The 18,016-nt window shown below is 64.1% G+C and carries 13 protein-coding genes; 4 read left to right on the top strand and 9 right to left on the bottom strand.

Annotated elements, in window-relative coordinates:
* Positions 1 to 67: 67 nt before the first annotated feature.
* Both menA and GDJ97_RS09330 read left to right on the top strand, forming a co-directional pair.
* The gene (menA, locus tag GDJ97_RS02285; RefSeq protein WP_193221271.1) at positions 68 to 1,222 is read left to right on the top strand and encodes a 1,4-dihydroxy-2-naphthoate octaprenyltransferase; all 1,155 of its coding nucleotides are present in this window, start codon (positions 68 to 70) and stop codon (positions 1,220 to 1,222) included.
* Positions 1,223 to 1,327: 105 nt separating this feature from the next.
* Positions 1,328 to 1,465, top strand: coding sequence for a hypothetical protein (locus GDJ97_RS09330; protein WP_226808741.1), 138 nt, complete (start codon positions 1,328 to 1,330; stop codon positions 1,463 to 1,465).
* A gap of 117 nt (positions 1,466 to 1,582) precedes the next feature.
* On the opposite strand, the gene arcC is transcribed toward GDJ97_RS09330, so the two are convergent.
* The 6 genes from arcC to fdrA form a co-directional block, all read right to left on the bottom strand.
* Positions 1,583 to 2,545, bottom strand: a complete 963-nt coding sequence (arcC, locus tag GDJ97_RS02290; RefSeq protein WP_152069602.1) for a carbamate kinase — start codon at positions 2,543 to 2,545, stop codon at positions 1,583 to 1,585.
* A gap of 81 nt (positions 2,546 to 2,626) precedes the next feature.
* Positions 2,627 to 3,679, bottom strand: coding sequence for an ureidoglycolate dehydrogenase (gene allD / locus GDJ97_RS02295; RefSeq protein WP_152069603.1), 1,053 nt, complete (start codon positions 3,677 to 3,679; stop codon positions 2,627 to 2,629).
* Between the two features lie 111 nt (positions 3,680 to 3,790).
* On the bottom strand, positions 3,791 to 5,062 hold the full coding sequence (locus GDJ97_RS02300; RefSeq protein ID WP_152069604.1) for a dicarboxylate/amino acid:cation symporter: 1,272 nt from the start codon (positions 5,060 to 5,062) through the stop codon (positions 3,791 to 3,793).
* Positions 5,063 to 5,342: 280 nt separating this feature from the next.
* Positions 5,343 to 6,635 carry a dicarboxylate/amino acid:cation symporter gene (locus tag GDJ97_RS02305; protein ID WP_152069605.1) on the bottom strand — a complete coding sequence of 431 codons (1,293 nt, stop codon included), beginning with the start codon at positions 6,633 to 6,635 and terminating at the stop codon, positions 5,343 to 5,345.
* A gap of 42 nt (positions 6,636 to 6,677) precedes the next feature.
* Positions 6,678 to 7,580 (bottom strand): DUF2877 domain-containing protein, encoded by a 903-nt coding sequence (locus GDJ97_RS02310; protein ID WP_152069606.1) that lies wholly within the window; start codon positions 7,578 to 7,580, stop codon positions 6,678 to 6,680.
* A 15-nt stretch (positions 7,581 to 7,595) separates the two neighbouring features.
* The gene (fdrA, locus tag GDJ97_RS02315) at positions 7,596 to 10,601 is read right to left on the bottom strand and encodes a DUF1116 domain-containing protein (RefSeq protein ID WP_152069607.1); all 3,006 of its coding nucleotides are present in this window, start codon (positions 10,599 to 10,601) and stop codon (positions 7,596 to 7,598) included.
* Positions 10,602 to 10,817: 216 nt separating this feature from the next.
* Here fdrA and GDJ97_RS02320 point away from each other — a divergent pair, with 216 nt between their 5' ends.
* Entirely contained in the window at positions 10,818 to 12,449 is a 1,632-nt protein-coding gene (locus GDJ97_RS02320; protein WP_152069608.1) for a PucR family transcriptional regulator ligand-binding domain-containing protein, read from the top strand.
* Positions 12,450 to 12,501: 52 nt separating this feature from the next.
* Positions 12,502 to 13,347, top strand: a complete 846-nt coding sequence (locus GDJ97_RS02325; protein ID WP_152069609.1) for an alpha/beta hydrolase — start codon at positions 12,502 to 12,504, stop codon at positions 13,345 to 13,347.
* Positions 13,348 to 13,506: 159 nt separating this feature from the next.
* Here the strand turns inward: GDJ97_RS02325 and GDJ97_RS02330 are convergent, their stop codons facing one another.
* From GDJ97_RS02330 to GDJ97_RS02340, 3 genes are all read right to left on the bottom strand, one after another.
* A complete protein-coding gene (locus tag GDJ97_RS02330) occupies positions 13,507 to 15,417 on the bottom strand; it encodes a glucose PTS transporter subunit IIA (protein ID WP_152069610.1) in 1,911 nt (636 codons plus the stop codon).
* Between the two features lie 24 nt (positions 15,418 to 15,441).
* Positions 15,442 to 16,878: a 6-phospho-beta-glucosidase gene (locus tag GDJ97_RS02335; RefSeq protein ID WP_152069611.1), complete on the bottom strand. Its 1,437-nt coding sequence runs from the start codon at positions 16,876 to 16,878 to the stop codon at positions 15,442 to 15,444.
* 252 nt (positions 16,879 to 17,130) lie between these two features.
* The gene (locus GDJ97_RS02340) at positions 17,131 to 18,012 is read right to left on the bottom strand and encodes a MurR/RpiR family transcriptional regulator (RefSeq protein WP_193221273.1); all 882 of its coding nucleotides are present in this window, start codon (positions 18,010 to 18,012) and stop codon (positions 17,131 to 17,133) included.
* Between the last annotated feature and the right edge of the window lie 4 nt (positions 18,013 to 18,016).

Below are 18,016 nucleotides of genomic sequence, written 5' to 3' on the forward strand. Positions count from 1 at the left end.
CGGCCCTCGATGCCACATGCCCCGCGGCTATAATGGCGAGCCGTTACACGACGTTGGGAGCAAGGCTATGGGCACGGATGCAAGGATTTCTGGCAGCGTGGTACGCGGCGCGTGGATCGAGGCGGCGCGGCCGCGCACGCTGCCGCTCGCGATCAGCGGCTCGCTTGTAGCGGCGGGCTTGGCGGCTGCGGCCGGGCAGTTCCGTGTGGAAGTCTTCGCCCTCATGCTCGTGGTGTCCGCGCTTTTGCAGGTCATCGCCAACTTTGCCGACGACTTCGGCGACCTCGCCCACGGCCTGGACGACGAGACCCGCGTGGGCCCCAAGCGCGGCATGCAGCGCGGCATCATCTCCCCCGCCCAGATGCGCACGGCGCTCATCATCACCTGCAGCCTCACGTTCATCCTCGGCTGTCTGCTCATCTGGGTGGCGTTTACCGCCGGCCCTGCCATGGCATCTGGCTCCGTGACCGCCATGATTGCCTTCCTGATGCTCGGTATCGCCGCCATCGCCGCCGCCGTGTTCTACACCGTGGGGCCGCACCCCTACGGCTACCTGGGCTTGGGCGACATCATGAGCTTCATCTTCTTTGGCCTGGTCTCGGTGATCGCCGGCACCTTCCTCTACACGCACGCCGTGAACGCCGCTTCGCTCGTGGCCGCGCTGGCACTCGGCCTGCCCGTGGCCGCGGTCATGAACATCAACAACATGCGCGACTCCACGGCGGACGCTGCCAAGGGAAAGAAGACCATCGCAAACCGCCTCTACGCCGCCGGCGAGCGCCAGGGCGAACACGTTGCCACAGGCAAGACGTCGCAGGAGATCGCCGGGCTCGTGGCCGTGCTCTCCCATGGGCCCAAGGTGGATGCCGCTGACTTTGAGGCCGAGGTGAACGCCGGCGGTGACGAGGCCCGCGCGTGGGCGACCGATCCGCGCACCGTTGCCGCGCTCACCGGCGAGACGTACATGCGGAGCTACCACCTGCTGCTCGTCTACGGCTCCATCGCGCTCTTCTTGGCAGCGCTGCTCATCGTCCTCGGATGGAGCCTGCCCACCTTGGTAGGCGCCGTTGCGGTACTGGCGGCAAGCATGCCGCTCTTCAAGGCCACGCGCGCCGCCTGCGACGAGCGCGACCACACCAAGCTTGACCGCTTCATGGCGCCCACGAGCCTGGGCACCGTATTGCTCGCCGCGGTGTTCTCGCTTGCTGTCGCCGTGCTGTAGCGTGCGCCGGCGCGTTGCCGCGCTTGCGACCCGCCGTCGCATCGCCGTCGCCGTATCGCCGACGTTCGAGCGTTGATTTCGACATCGAAAGCGCATCCATTGCTGTTGAGCGCGTTTCTCGCCACCGAGGATTTCGTCGGCAACTTCCGCCGCACCGGCGTGGATGAGCCGCTGCCCACCAAAGTGCCGGAGACGCCCGAGGTAGACCTCCTGGTGCGGGCGATTCAGCGGCTGAAGAAGTAGCGGCACGGGCATCGATGCTCATTTAGAGCGTCGAACGGCACGCCGCCATGCGCACAAGCGAGGCGCCCCCGTTGCCGAGGGCGCCTTCAGCGCAAGCAAGCTATCGAGCGATCAAGTCTAGCCGGTGATGCGCGTGCCCGAGAGGCCGGCCATGGTCTCGGCGGCCTTGTCCAGCGCGCCGATGATGCAGGTGCGGCCCTTGCGGCTGCGCGCGAACTTGATGGCGGCGCGCACCTTCGGCTCCATGGAGCCCTTGCCGAACTGGCCCTCGTCGGCGAGCTTTTCGGCCTCGTCGGCGGTAAGCTCATCTAGGTCCCGCTGCTCGGGCGTGTTGAAGTTGATGGCGACCTTCTCTACCGCCGTGAGCAGGAAGAGCACGTCGGCCTGGCAGTCCTCGGCCAAAAGCTCGCCGCCGGCATCCTTGTCGATCACCGCGGCGATGCCCTTGTACGCGCCCTTATCCGAGTAGTCGCGCACCACGGGGATGCCGCCGCCACCGCAGGCAATGACGATGAACTCGTTGTCGAGCAGATTGAGAATGCTCGTTGCCTCGACGATCTTCTTGGGCTCGGGGCTCGCCACCACCCGGCGGTAGCCGCGGCCGGAATCCTCCACGAAGGTCATCTCGGGATGCTCCGCCTGCTCGGCCTCGGCCTGCGCCTTGGTCAAGAACGGCCCGATGGGCTTGGTGGGATTCTGGAACGCCGGGTCGTCCGGATCCACCTCCATCTGTGTCACCACCGTTGCCACGTGCCAGCGCTTGTAGCGCTTGTGGAGCTCGCGGCCGATGCCCTGCTGCAGGTGGTAGCCGATGTAGCCCTGGCTCATGGCGCCGCACTCGGGCAGGTCGATCGCGGGCGTACCGATCGCCTCGTGCGCCGCGGCGAAAGCGTTCTGGATCATGCCAACCTGCGGGCCGTTGCCGTGGGTGATGATGATCTCGTTGCCCTGCTCGATGAGGCCGAGCAACGATTTAGCTGCATTGCCGACCTTCTCGATCTGTTCGGCAGGATTGTTGCCGAGGGCGTTGCCTCCGAGCGCGACGACGATGCGGTCGGGCTTGCCAAGGGGCTTGGACATGGGAATCTCCTCTTCTTGGGTGAAACGGGGCGCGCCCAAAGACGCACCCGCTCAAAAGTGCTTACGTACGTGTCCGTCGAGCTACTCCGCAAAGCGGTTCTTGTGGTCCCAGCTGTGGCGATACAGGTCGTCGCTCACCAGGTAGTCGTAGATGTCGTCCACGATCTCGATGCCGCCGGCGTCCTTGGTCGCCTGCACGCGGGCGGCGCCGCGCTGGCCGGGCCAGTACACCTTGTCGAAGCCCACGCCCGGCTTGACCTCGTTGAGCTCCTCAATCACCTGCGTCATGGCCTCGCGGAACGCCTGGCCGCCGCAGAAGAAGTCGGGGTTGATGGCCACGTTCAGATGACCCAGGCGCCGACCCTCGGAGAGGTCGTGGTACATGGACGACACATGCTTGCCCGCGGGCACGCCCAGCAGCACGCCGGACAGGATGTCGACGAGCATCATGAGACCGTAGCCCTTGGGGCCGGCGATGGCCACGAGCGCGTTCACCTTGTGCGGATCGGTGACGGGCAGGCCATCCTCGTCCACGGCCCAGCCCTCGGGAATAGAGCGGCCGGCGCTCTTGGCATCGAGGATCTTGCCCCACGCCTGCACGGTCGTCGCCATGTCGAAGCTCACGATGCGGTCATCGACCGTGGGTGCGGCGATGGCCAGCGGATTGGTGCCGTAGAACGGCTCGGCGCCGCCGTAGGGAATGACCATCGGGTCGGATTGCGTGCAGGAGAGGCCGATCATACCCTCCTTGGCGGCCATCTCGGTGTAGTAACCGATGGCACCCGTGTGGCCCACGTTGGAGACGCCCACCATGCCGATGCCGTTCTCCTTGGCCATGGCGATGGCCTTGCGCATGCCCTCGATGGCGAAGGGATAGCCGCAGCCGTTATCGCCGTCGAGGATGCCAGTGCAGGGACCGGTCTGGGTCCAGGTCACCTTGGGGTCGATGGTAGTGCCGCCCTTGGAGATGCGCTCGGTGTAGTACTCCACGCGCACCTCGCCATGGCTGTGCAGGCCGTGCTCGGAAGACCAGGTCATGACCTCAGCCATGTCCTCGGCGTGGTCCTCGTGCATGCCAGCGGCCATGAACTTGTTCTTCATCAGGGACTTGAGTTCTTCGCGGGTGACGAGCATAATGGCTCCTCTTTTTTCCGTATCCGGGCACCGCGCCCGGATGCATTACCAAATACGAAGGGGCTCGTGGACTCGTTGCTCGAGCCCGCGCCGGCACCGCCGTCGGCCGCTCTAGGCCGTCGGCGCCCCCGTGCCGTTGAAGACGTCGTAATCGATCGCGTCCTCGCTCTTAGCCACGAGCAGGGCGCAAAACACGTCGGAGTTCACGTTCAGCGTGGTGCGGATGGCGGCCACGATGTACTCCAGGCCACCCAGGATCGCTATGGCTTCCATGGGCAGACCGAGCGCCGGAATGAGCATGGTCAGCGAGATGAGCGAGGCGCCCGGGGCCACCGCGTTGGCGAGCGAGAGCATCCACGCAATGAACGCCACGGTGATGAGCGCCGGGCCCGCGAACTCCATGTCGTACATCTGCGACACGAAGATCGCCGTCACCGCCATGTGCAGCGCCGAACCGTTGGAGTTCAGCGGCACGCCCAGCGGCAGTACCAGATCGGCGATACTCTTCTTGAGGCCGATCTTGTTCTTGGCATCCTCCATCTCGAGCGGCAGCGTCACCGCGCTGGAGATGGTGGCGGCCGCCATGACGCTCATGGGAACCATCTTGGCAAAGAGCTTCCCCATGGGCATTTTGCAGTACGCGGACACCACGATGAGCCAGAGGACGGTGAAGACCGCCGTGGTCCCGGCAAGCACCAGGATGTACTTGCCAATGGGAACGAGCACGTCCAGACCAAGCTCACCGATGCTCGCGGACACGTAGGCGAAGATGCCGATGGGCGCCACGTTCATCACGATCTTGATGATCTGCAGCAGTACCTCGTTGAGGTCGCAAATCCAGGCATACACCGAGACCTCGGCGCCGTCACGCGCCTCACGCACCAGGATGATGGCGATGCCGAAGAACAGCGAGAACACGATGCAGGGCACCATGGAGCCCGTGGCAACCGCGCTCACAATGTTGCTCGGGAAGAAGCCCGTCAGCGTGTCGGCAAGCGTGGTGGTCACGGCTTCGGCGTCGGAGCTGGCGTTCAGCACCAGCGAGCTCTCGGAAAGGCCGGCGCCCGGCTTGAAGATGAGCGCCGAGCCCATGCCGAACGCGGACGCCAACAGCGAGGAAATGAGGAACGCCGCGGCGGCCTTGAGACCCACGCTCGAAAGCTGCTTTTTGGTGAGCGATCCCACCGCCTCGATGATCTGGCACATCACGAAGGGAACGATGCCCATCTGGATGAGCCGGAAGAAGATATCGCCCAGAAACTTGATCTGGCTCATGGACGTTCCGCCCACGAAACCGGCGGCGATACCGGCGACCATGGCAATAACCATGCCGACGGTCGAGTTGTACCTGAACTTCCGGGCACTCGATTTGGATTCGGTCATGTGAACCACTGTCCTATGGGGACACCACTCTCCCCCGTATAGGCCGATAGACATACCGACAGGCTCCTGTACAGCCTGGCGCGGCAGCCGCTTCTCCCGGTGGAGCGATCCGCCAAGGAGAGAGAGGCACAAGGCTTTTAGGTCCGAGTGGGGACCAACCTCGTTGCGGGACGAACCCGCCGAACACGAGCTAAGGTGCCCGCCGGTCGAGAAAGGAGACACAGGTGCCAACCAGCGGGCTTGATTCGATACCGGGCGCGGAAAGCCCGGACGGGTTAGGCTAATCGGTCAGATGACGGGACCAACCCTCGACGTACTCCGTCTTTCCGTCGAAGATGTCGTGGTTGATACCCTTGGGACCGGCCACGATCATGGCCGCGAAGACGTCGCCGCACACGTTCAGCGGGGTGCGGGAAGCACCCGTGGGGTACTCCAGGCCGCCGAAGATGCCGATCGCCTGCATGGGCAGGCCGAGGGCCGGCACCATCATGGTGAGAGACACGAGCGAGGCGCCCGGGGTGGCGGCGTTCACGAAGGCGATCATGCCGCAGATCACCCACACGGTGAGCAGGTCGTTGGGACCAAAGACCACGCCGTACATCTGGGCGATGCAGAGCGCGTCCACGGCCATGTGCACAGCCACGCCGTTGGAGTTCAGCGGCATACCGAGCGGCAGGAGCACGTCGCAGATATCCTCGCGGATGCCGATCTTGCGCTTGGAGTCCTCCATGGCGGTGGGAAGCGTCACGGCAGAGGAAATGGTGGTGAAGGCCGTCACCATCATGCGGACCATCTTCTGCATGAGCTTGAAGGGATTTACGCGGCAGTAGATCGGCACGATGATGAAGTACGCGGTGAACATGATGAGCATGCCGGCGATCATGACCAGGAAGTACTTGACGAGGGGCAGCAGCACGGCGGTGCCCATCTCACCGATCATGGCGCTCACGTAGCAAAAGATGCCGATGGGAGCCAGGTTCATGACGGCGCGGATGATGTTCAGCAGCAGCTCGGAGACCTCGCAGCACAGGTCGTAGGCCTTGCACTCACCGTCGTGGGCCTGGCGCCAGAAGCTGATGGCCAGGCCAAAGGCCACGGCGAAAATGATGATCTGGATCATGGTGCCGTTGGAGAGCGACGCCACGACGTTGTTGCCGAAGAAGCCGGTGAGCGTGTCCTGGATGGTCATGAGCTCCGTGGCCTCGCCGTCGAACTGGGCGTTCTGCACGAGCGCGGAGTTCTCCATGCCGGCACCCGGCTGGAAGAACTCGGCCAGGCCGATGCCCACCGCCGCGGCGATGAACGTCGTGACGATGAAGACGACCACGCCCTTGAGGCCGATGTCGCCGAGCGTCTTGGGCGTGAGGCCGCCCACGGACTTGATGATGGTGCAGAGGACGAACACCGAGATGTTCATCTGGATTAGGCGGAAGAAGATGTCACCGATGAACTGGACATTCTTCATGGGCTCGCCGACTACCACGCCCACGATCACGGCTGCGACCATCGAGATTAGCAGGAGGATGGTGATATCCGGACCTTTCTTCTTGGCTTTCACCTCTGTTGTTGCCATTATTCGAACCTTTCTCTTAAATGTAACCCGTTGAATCAATACCTAGAACAGGCAGCCGAACGCCGCACCGAAGCCCAGAAGCGAGTCCGCACCGGAGGTGTGGCCCATCTGGAAGATGCGCTCCACCCGGTCGGGCAGCGCTTCGAACTCCCCCGCCGTCAGGTCCGCCGCGAGCGCCACGAAGTCCTCGTTGGCGCAACCCGCCGTCATGGCGCGCAGATACGCTTCCGAGACCGCCGTGGTGCGTCCCGGCAGCGCGTGCCTCACCGCATCCAGATACGGCGCGATGAGCGAGCCCGTGCCGTACAGCAGGTGGAGGGCGCAGCCAAAGCCGCAGAGCACGTCGTCGCCCGAAGGGGTCAGACCGAGCCCGCGGCCGAGCAGATACTCCACGCTGCCCCGCATGGCGCGCTCCGATGCCTCGTAGCGCGCGTGCACTTCCTCCTTCGAGTAGGTGCTCTTCGCCATGCCGGCAAGGCGCGCGCACGACACAGAGAACCGTGCCAGCTCTGCTACGGCACCGCGGGAGCGGTCCGGCCAGGGCAGGCCGATGTGCTCCACCACGTCTGCTGCGGTGAGCACGCGCAGCAGCGCCACATCCGCGCCGGCGAGCGAATCCACGGCATGGGGGACGGCCAAACTCCGCACGGCCGCTTCTCCATACACCAGCTCGCTCACATCGGCCCGGCTGTAGATGCGCATCACGCCATCTCGGCAGTGCACGGCATCGCCCGGCTCGACGCGCTCCACGAGCATCGCCATCTCCTTGGCGCCCACGGTCATGCCGAAGCACGAGAGCGGTGCCTCATCGGTCCCCACGTGTACCAACTCGCCTGAGAACTCCACGTTGAAGCTCGTTGCGAACACGCTGTGCACGCTGCCCGTACGGGACTGGGGATTGCGGACCGGAACACGGTCGCAGATGTTGAAGACGACGATGCCCATGGCGTTACCGCGTTCCTACTCGATGCCCAGGCTCGCGGCGTAGGCCTCGAGCGCCTTCTCGAAGCAGGCGAGCGGGGCGCGGACGGTACCGGCGCCAACCTGGCCGATGCCCGCCTTCTTGTGCGCGATGCCCGTGTTGATGATAGGCGTGATGCCCGTGGCGACCACCTTGCGGATGTCGATACCCAGGCAGGTGCCCTTGAAGTCCCACGTGGGGATGCTCCAGTTGGAGTTGTGGCCCACGCAGATCTTCTCCATCTCGTTGGAGATGTTGAGCGCGTCCTCAAAGCCGCCGGCGCCCACGAAGCGCGTGACGCCCGGGGCCGCGACCATGGCCATGCCGCCCACGCCGACCGTCTCCGTAATGGAGGAGTCGCCGTTGTCGGGGCAGCCGTCCTCTGCCGTAAAGCCGGTGAAGTACAGGCCGACGGGCGTGTTGACAGGAGCGGTGAACCACTGGTCGCCCAAGCCGGAAACGCGCACGCCGAACTCGTAACCGTTGCGGGTCATGGTGGAGACGATGGAACCCTCAACATCTTTGCGCACGTAGTCAACGATCGCCTTGCCGGTGGCCATCATCACGTTCAGGAAGAACTGGTCGGTATCCGCCAGGAACTGGATAACGCGCTCCTTGGCCTCCTCGGAAGCGTCGGTGCGCACGATGAGCGGCGCGACCTCCTTCAGGAAGTTGAGCGTGGCGGCCATGTTGCGCTGGTGGAACTCGTCGCCCTGGGTAATGGCGCGGGCTATGAGCACGTTCAGGTTGATGCCGCCGTGCGCGAGTTTGAGGGCCTTGGAGAGCACGGGGGCCAGCTCGTCGGCCATCCAGTGCAGTCGGTCGACGACCTCCTGGCTGTAGGCGCCAAAGCGCAACACCTTGCCGATGCCCTCGTTCATGGTGCAGTAGGCAACGGTGTCGTCGGCCAGATTGCGCACCACGAGCACGGCCATGTTCGCGGAGGTGATGCCGCCCATGGGGCCAACGGCATGGCAGTGGTGACAGGGGATGAACTCGACCTCGCCGGCCTCGAGCAGGGCGAGCGCCTCCTCCTCGGTCTCAGCCCAGCCCTCGAAAAGCGCCGCACCGATGCAAGAGCCGCGCATGGGGCCCTGCATGTTCTCCCAGGTGATGGGAGGACCGGCATGCAGCAGCGTCTTCTGCGCGCGGTTGAGCTCGGGGATGACGTCCTTGGCCACCACGACGTCCACCAGCTGCGGCTGGCTTTCGCGGAAGCGCTGGCAGATGCGCTCGTTAGCCTCGTCGATGCCCTCGACCTTGGCGAGCTCGGTCAGCAGGTGGATCATCCGCTTGTTACCGCCGGCCATGGGCTTCCAGTTGTACTGGACGCTCTTGGCACCGTAGGCGCGCAGCGGCTCGTTGAAGCTCTCGACGCCCACGTTGATGACGCGCGGCTTGGTGGTAAGGAGCTCCATCACAGCCTCGCTCGGCTCGGGCACGGGCGTGGTGTCCTTGACCTCGTAGGCCACGGTGCCGCGGTCCTCCTCGGTGTAGTCGATGCCCTTGAAGGCGAGCGCCAGGCGGACGGCGCGGGCGTTGCTGGACTCCATGTGAGCGCCGGCGTCCTCGAGGATCTTGATGGAGCGGTCGTAGTCCTGCGGGTCGTGACGGGTGCCCACCACGGTGCCGACGAAATGGACCTCGCGGCCCTCGGCGGCAGCAGCGGCCTTGCACTCGGCGATGACCGGCGCCAGCTCGGATGCCATATCGGGATGGCAACCGTAGCCGAGCACGCAGTCGAACAGGATGACGCCGGTGGTGTCCTTGGCAGCATAATCGCGCATCATCTTGATGCGGACGTCGGGATCGATCATGGGATGCGGACGGCCCTGCGTGTACACGTCGTCACCCAGGTCGATGACATCGTAGCCGTCATGGCGCAGCATGTAGCCGTCTTCCTTGATGATGTGGCCGAGCTCGAGCGCCTCGGTAATCATCATCGCGGCCTCGCCGGCGAGCGTGCCGCCGGAGTACAGGCCGATGACGGTCTTGTCCTGCGCGAGCGGCGTCTCCACCGTCTCGGTGAGCGGCTCGCAGTAGTTGGGCTTCACCGAGTCGCCGTTGGCCAGGTCCACGGCGATACGGGCGGCCTCCTCGAGCGTGTGCGCCAAATGGACCTTGCCCAGGTGTGCCTCGGGCTTCTCGCCGATGAAGATGGCGACCACGGGCTTGCTGCACTTCTCGAGCAGGTCGACCACCTCGTCGCGCACGGCGGGCGCGGGCGGCTTTGAGATGACGCAGATGACGTCGGTGGGATCGTGGTGCTCGAGCGCCGCGATGGCGTCCTTCACCGTGACGGCGCCGACTTTCTCATTGAGGTCGCGACCACCGGTGCCGATGGCATGCACGCAGCCGCCGCCCAGGCGGTCGATCACGCAGGTGACCTCCTGGATGCCGGTGCCGGAGGCGCCAACGATGCCGATGTTGCCGGGGTTGATGACGTTGGTGAAGGCCACGGGCACGGAGGACACCACGCCGGTGCCGCAGTCCGGACCCATGAAGAGCAGGCCCTTCTCGTGTGCCTTCTGCTTCAGGCGCACCTCGTCCTCGAGCGGCACGTTGTCCGTGAAGGAGAACACGTTGAGCCCCAGGTCGAGTGCGCGCTCGAGCTCGGGCGCCGCATACTCACCGGGGATGGAGAAGAGCGCCATGTTGGCGTCCGGCAGGAGCGCCACGGCCTCCTCCCAGCTTATGGCCTCGGCGGGACCGCCCGCAGCCTCCTTCTTGGTGGACAGATCGGCCAGGAAGGCCTCGGTCTCGGCGAGTACCGTGTCCATGATGGCATCGTCGTCCGTCTCCACCACGATCACCATGTCGCTGGGGCTCGCGGCGGCGGCCTCGGGCGTCAGCAGGCCGGCGGCGTTATAGATGTCCTTATTGGCATCCGTGCCCATCATGATCTGGCTCTGGATCACGTCATCCAGCGTATTGATCTTGTTGGTCAAGAGCATCAGGTTGATGGAGTCCTGATAGCTGTTCGGCTTGATCACGGTCTTAAGCATCGCATCTCCCCCTTTATATCGAGCGCGTTTCGTGCTGTTGGCGGCGGCGCGAGCCCGGGTGATCGCACCGCCGCCGTGGTAGCATCCATTCAACCATTCGGGATATTTCAATACATGTACTGACCGGATAGCGAAGCGCCGCTTTCTTTTCCCGAAATGGAAATGACCCGATCTCGGCCATGCAGGTAAGGTTGAGCTGCGTGAAATGAGGTGTCCGTGAACGTCATCGAAACCCTACAGCTGCCCTCCTTTGAGGGAGCTCAGATAATTGCCGGTCGGACGGGCGTCGAGAACGAGATCTCGAGCGCCATGGTGCTCGAGGCGACCGATATCGAAAACTGGGGTAAGCGCGGGCAGCTGATCATCTCGAGCTTCTATGCCTTCGAGCATCTGAACGAAGCGCAGACCGCCCTGTTCTTCCGCACGTGCGCGGGCATTGGCATCGGCGCCGTCGCCTTCAAGCCCGAGCGCCTGATGGCACAGGCGCCGGAGCGCATCATCGCGCTCTGCAACGACTTCGACCTGCCGCTCATCCAGCTGAGCAGCCAGGTGAAGTACGAGCAGATTATGCTCGACATCATGGGCGAGGTGCTGGATTCCAACCTCACGCTGCTCAATCGCTTCTATGAGGTGCACCGTCACGTCATGGCCTTGGCACTCAAGCAGCCGTCCATCCCCTATGTGCTGAACACGCTCAAGAACACCCTGCACGCCGACGTGAGCTACCTGGATTCCCTGCGTGACCGCCGACTCTCCACCGACCAGGCGCGCACGCGGTTCTCGGGTTACTCGCTCACCCGTCGCGATCCCAACCCGTATCAGACGCACGCGTACTTCGACGCCAAACTCGTGTACGACGGTACCGCGGATGCTGAAGCGGGCCAAGCGGAGGCGCGGCGCTCCGAGCAGGCTCTGGCGGTTCGCATCCCCAGCTCCGATGGCGACGACTACTACCTCATCATCCATAACGGGGGCAGCGCGCTCACGCCGTTCGACATCATGACGGTTGAGAACATCGTGAGTCTGTTGCAAATGGAGATCCTCAAGCAGAACGCCATCAAGCAGAAGCTGTTCTTCCAGAACAACAATACCGTGCACGACCTACTGCTCGACCGCTTTGGCACGCACGAGCGCATCGACACAGCGCTCGCCACGCTGGGCGTCAACCAGTACCCCTGCTACGAGGTACTGCTGATTCGGACTTCGCTCGTTGATCCCACGGACACCGATCGCCTGGACGAGCTGCAGCAGGCTATACGCCGCCGCCTGCGCAGCATGTACCCCGGCATGGTCTACTTTGTGAACAACGACCGGCTGGTGTTCCTGCACAACTTCCGCAGCGCAGTCTCCGGCATCGACCTCGACGCCGTGCAGCGCGCCCTTATGGAGCTGCATGCCTCCTCAACGCTGCCGCTCTACCTGCATTTGGCCGCGCTTTCGTCCACGCAGAACCGCTACTCGCTGGCGCGCGCGAACCACGAGGTCGTGAGCGTGTACCGGCTCTTCGACGGCACCACGCACGTGAACCGGAGCATCCGCTTCTCCGACCTGGGCGTGTATAAGCTCCTGCTGCAGGCGAACGACCTCTCGCAGTTGGACGAGTACGTGGACGCGCGCCTGCTCGCGCTCTCACGCGAGCACGAGGAGCTGTTCCAGACGCTCGTGTGCCTGTGCGAGAACAGCCTGGACTACGCAAAGACCGCCGAGCAGCTCTTCGTGCATCCCAAGACCGTGCGCTACCGCATCGGGCGCGTGCGCGAGCTCAGCGGCATCGACGTCAAGGATTCGGATGACTTCTTGCAGGTCATCTTGGCGTCCAAGATCATCGCGCTGGGACACGAGGGGTAGCGGCTCCGTGGGCCGGCATTTTGCCTGGTGCTTGCCGCGAAGGGAGCGGACTATGTCTTCTGACGTTGACGCCGTTGTCACCGTGCATCCGCCGCGCGCGGACGCTGATCGGCGCATCGCCGTGCTCTACCTGCACGGCGGCGGCCTTTTGTACGGCGAGCGCGATGACCTGCCGACTCCGTACGTTCAGGCTCTGACCCAGGCAGGATATGAGCTTGTCTGTGCGGATTACCCGCTCTGCCCGGAGGCATCACTGCCGCAAGTAGTGGATGCGGTGTTTCGGACGTGGCACTCGGCAGTGGGCGAGCGTGCGCTCTCGGGCGAGCTCGACGGTTTCGTTCTGTTCGGACGCTCGGCCGGCGCGCATCTGGCGCTGATGCTCGCCCGCGCGATCCGTCAGCACGGTTTGCCGGCGCCGCTCGGAATCCTCGACTTCTACGGCTATCCGAGTTTGACCGATGCCTCCTTTGAGCGGCCGGCGAAAGCGTACGCCGCGCTGCCCGCCGTGGAGCATTCGTTTGTTGAGCGTTTTGCTGGCGACGAGCCCGTTACCTCCGGCCCGAAAGCGCTGCGCTACGGGCTCTACGTGTACGCGCGCCAGCACGCCGGTGCCTGGCTCGAGTTGCTCGGCTTGGACGGCAGCTCACCCGAGCGCACGCGCGAAGCCTGGAACCTTTCGGCCGAGGAGATCGCCGCCTTGCCACCCGTCTTTGCCTGCGCGAGCACCGGCGATGAAGACGTGCCCTATGGCCTGGGCAAGCGCTTTGCGAGAAGCTGTCCGAGCGCCGTGTTCAGGACCGTCTACGATGCGCCGCACGATTTCGACCGCGACACCTCGCGCCCCGAGGGCATGCAGATGTACCGAGCGGCTATCGCCTGGATGGAACGGCTCGCCTAGCGCGCCGAGCTCTCGGTGCTGGTTTCGAGCGTCGATTTCGACGTCCAAACCACCGCCCGTAACGCGAGCGAGCGCTTTTCGACATCTTGAGCCCCCATACAAGGGCAGAAACGTCGAAAAGCGCTCGCGATGCGCAATCCTGAGGCCGGCGGTGGTAACTTACAACGTAACGCGAATTAACTGATCCCCATGCTTGACCTCGCCCGGTTCGGCGCACGTCACGCCCTGAACGGAACCTGCGTTGGAGATGATGACCGGCGTGTCCAGACACACACCCTGCGCATCCAGAAACGCGCGATCCAGCTTGATGAGCGGCTGGCCCTGCGTAACGTCATCACCCTGTGCAACGAGTGCCTCAAAGCCCTCACCCTTGAGGTTCACGGTGTCGACACCAACGTGTACCAGGACCTCGATACCCTCCGGCGTGGTAATCCCCAGCGCGTGCTTGGTCTTGAACAGCATGGTCAACTTGCCGGCAACGGGCGCGTACACCGTATCGCCCGAAGGGACCACGGCCACACCGGTGCCCAGCATGCCGCTGGCAAACGCCTCATCGTGCACCTCGAACAGCGGGATAGCCGTACCGTCCGCGGGCGCCTTGATATCCACGGCCACGACATCATCCACCGCACCAGCACCAGCCGCGGCAACCACGCCGGCAGCAGCCCCGGTACCAGCCGCGTCCGCACCGCTCTCAGGCAGGAAGTCCCCCATCTCGTCCGGCGTGATGCCCCACACGTAGGTCAGCGCGCAGCCCACCACAAAGGAGATGGCCATACCCACCAGGCAGAACGGCATGGGCGAGTAGCAGAGCGTGAAGATCGAGAAGATGTTATGGAACACATAGGCATCCATGGTCGCGCCAACCGCCGCGTTCCAAGCACCGCCCAGGCCACCGGCGATGGCGACCACGGCCATGAGGCGCTTGTAGTTCATAACGAAGCCGTACAGGATGGGCTCGGTCACGCCGGCGAAGAAGCCGGTGACGAACGTCGGCAGCGCCAGGTCGCGGGCCTTGGAGCCGTTCTTGGCGCGCAGCACGCACCCCAGCGCGATTCCGATCTGCGCCCACACGGCACACACGGCCACGCCCTCGATGTAGTCGCCGCCCAAGGCGTCGAGGTTCTGCAGGGTGATGGGCGTGAAGCCCCAGTGCAGGCCAAGAATGGTGAGGTACGGGTATGCCGCGCCCAGCACCAGGCCGGCCGCGAACTTGGAGGTCTGGAACAGCCAGGCCACGCCCGCAGCCACCGCGTCGCCCACGTTGTTGCCAAAGGGCCCGAACACGAGTGCGGCAAACGGCACCATGACGGCGAGGCAGACCATAGGCACCACGAAGTACTGCAGATCCTTCTGCACCACCTTGCGGAGTCCCTTGTCCAAGAAGCTATAGATGGTAGCAGCGATGAAGATGGGGAACACGGTGGAGCCGTAGCTCACGGCCTGCAGGCCAATGCCCAGGAAGTCCGTGTTCTCCACGCCGATCAGGCCCGTAAAGTTGGGTTCCAGAAGCGCCGCGCCAATAGCCGCGCCCACGAAACCGTCGGCGCCCAGCTGCTTGGAGATGGTGAAGCCCAAAAACACCGGCAGGAAGTAGAAGCACGCGTTGCCGGCGGCAGAGAGCACCAGGTAGGTGGAGCTCGCATCGGAGAGCCAACCCAGCGTAGTGAGGAGCGTCAGTACGGCCTTAATCATGCCGGAACCGGCCATGAGCGGAATGATGGGCGAGAACGCACCGGAGATGACCTTCAACACCACGTCGAGCGGCTTCTGCTTCGAGGCGTCACCGCCGTCTGCAGAATTGCCGTCCGCGGCAACCTCCGCCTGGTCCATGGCGGCGAGCACGGCGTCGTAGTAGTCCGTCACGGCCGGGCCGATGACGATCTGGTACTGACCGCCGCTTTCCACCACCTTGAGCACATAGCTCAGAGCCTTGATCTTCTCAGTCTCGGCCTTGCCGGAATCCTTGAGCTCAAAACGCAGCCGCGTCACGCAGTGCGCCAGCGTGCGGACGTTCGCCGCACCACCAACGAGCTCCAGAATCTCCTTCCCTTCAGATTCGTAAGCCATCGTGGCCTCCTTTCCTCCTGACCGCTAGGCCAGGTCTTTCCCGTTGCTCTGAATGACCTTGCGATACCAGTCGAAGCTCTTCTTCTTAAAGCGGTCGCCCGTGCCCGAACCGTCATCGTTCACGTCCACGTAGATGAAGCCGTAGCGCTTCTTCATCTCGCCCGTGGAATACGAGACGGGATCGATGCAGCCCCATACCAGGTAGCCCATGAGGTCCACGCCGTCCTCGTCCACGGCGCGCTCCATCTGCTCGATGTGCGCGCGCAGGTACGCAATGCGCGCGTCGTCCTCCACCGTGCCCGCAGCGTTCAGCTCCTCCACCAGGCCGATGCCGTTCTCCACGATGAACTGCGGCAGGGCGTAGCGTTCGTCGAAGAGCTTCATCATGTAACGCAGGCCCTTGGGATCGATCCGCCAGCCCCAATCCGTGCTCGGCACGAAGGGGTTGTCCACCATACGCGGATCGGAGCAGGCGATGGGGTCGTAGCCGTCGGCCGGCCCTGCCGCGTGGTCGATGGTGTTGCTGAGGTAGTACGAATAGCCAAGGTAGTCCACCGTGCCAGCGGCGAGCTCGTCCAGATCCCGCGCGGTGATGTCCATGTCCCAGCCACGGCGCTCGAACAGCTTGCGCGCGTAGCCGGGGTAGTAGCCGCGGCACTGCAGGTCGGAGAAGAACAGCGTGTCGTGCTGGGCGTCCATGGCCAGCAGCGCGTCGTCCGGATGGCAGGAGAACGGATACACCGGGTTCGCCGCCACCATGCAGCCCACCTTGAGCGCCGGGTCGATGCGATGCGCGGCCATGACGGCGCGGGCCGAAGCCACGAACTCGTAGTGCGCAGCCTGGTACATCAGGCGCTCGGGGTCGGCGGCCTGCGAGAAGCGCACGCCCGAGTTAGTCCAGCCGTAGAGCTCGTTGCGGAAGTTGTACTGGTTGTTGATCTCGTTGAAGGTCATCCAGTAGGTGACCTTCTGGTGATAGCGCTCGAAGCACGTGGTGGCGTAGCGCTCGAAGCGGTCGATGAGCTGACGGTTGCCCCATCCTCCGTATTCCTTGGCCAGGTGGAGCGGGATCTCGAAGTGCACGAGCGTGACCACCGGCTCGATGCCGTGGGCGCGCATGCAGTCGAAGACGCGATCGTAGAAGGCCAGGCCCGCCTCGTTGGGCTGATCGTCGTCGCCCTGGGGGTAGATGCGGCTCCAGTCGATAGAGGTGCGCAGCGCCTTGAATCCCATCTGGGCGAAGAGCTCGATGTCCTCCTCAAAACGGTGGTAGGCGTCGATGGCCCAGTGGTTGGGATACACCTCCCCCGGCTGAACGCCGTCGGTGATGCGCCGGGGCACGCTATGCGACCCCGCCGTGAGCACGTCGACGACGGAGAGGCCCTTGCCGTCCTCGTCGTACGCACCCTCCACCTGATGCGCCGCAACCGCGCCGCCCCAGAGGAAATCGTCCCGCAGCATATTCGCTCCCTTCGGCTGTAACGTGAAACCGGTATGGCGCGATTATGCAAGCGAGGGAACGAGTGCGCAGGTCAGGACCGCTAAGTTGGTGCAATGCAACGAACTTCGGAAAAAAAGGGCCGCACGCGTGTAACGATGCGGCTAATCTGCGAATGGCTTGTTTTTGGCAGGTTAACGGTCGTGTTTGGGTGAGCGGGAGGGATGGACGGCGGGTTTGCGGGAGCGGGCGGACACGGGTGCAGGGCCGAGTGCCTAATCGGCGGTGGTTTCGGCCGCATCCGTGGCCGTGCCGGGTACCGCACGGTCGAGCTCGCTGTAGTAGAGCTCGTCGTAGGCGTTGTTCAGCGTGCGGACGCGCTTGGTATCGTTGGCGTAGAGCATCACGAACAGCACGTCGAACAGGTACTTTGCCGCCGCACCAAAAACCAGGTCGCCAAAGCGACCGATCTCGGGATAGTAGAACCCCTCGAGCACATGGTCGCAGGCATGGGCCAGCGGCGAATCGAGGTTGGCCGTGAGCGCGATCGTCGACACGCCGCGGTGCCTGAAGAGACGACCAGCCGTCAGGATGGTGTTGTCCGTGCCGGACTTGCTGATGAGGAAGGCAGCGTGGGACTCCGGCGGATCGAGGGCCAGAAACGTCATCTTGTCCAGGTCATCGTAGATGGTGCAGATGCGACCCGTGTAGAAGAAGTTGTGGGAGGCGTAGCGCGCCATCTCGGCGTTGGCATCCGTGGCCAGAATGTCGATGTAGCGCGCATCCACCAGGCGCCGGGTGATCTCCTCCAGTGCAGCGGAAGAGGCAGCGCGGCGCGTCTCGTCGATGACCTGCGCCTCGAGCGAAGCGATCTTGTTCATTGCCCCGAGCGCCGTCTCGCCGTCCACAATCATGGTGTTGGTGAAGTCCGCGCTCTTGAGCTCGAGAACGATGTTCACCTTGAAGTCGTTGTAGTTCTCGAAGCCCAACTTGCGGCAGAGCCGCAACACGGCCGTGGCAGAGGTGAAGGTACGCCTGGCAAGCTCGCGCGACGAGATGTGCGCGCACTCCTCCGGATGCTCCAGCATGTAGCGAGCGATGGCGCGCTCCGTCTCGCTGAAGCGCTTCGCGTCCCTGATTCGTTCAAACGTACCCACAGAA

The organism is Collinsella sp. AK_207A (assembly GCF_902501965.1).
Classification (GTDB): Bacteria; Actinomycetota; Coriobacteriia; order Coriobacteriales; family Coriobacteriaceae; genus Collinsella.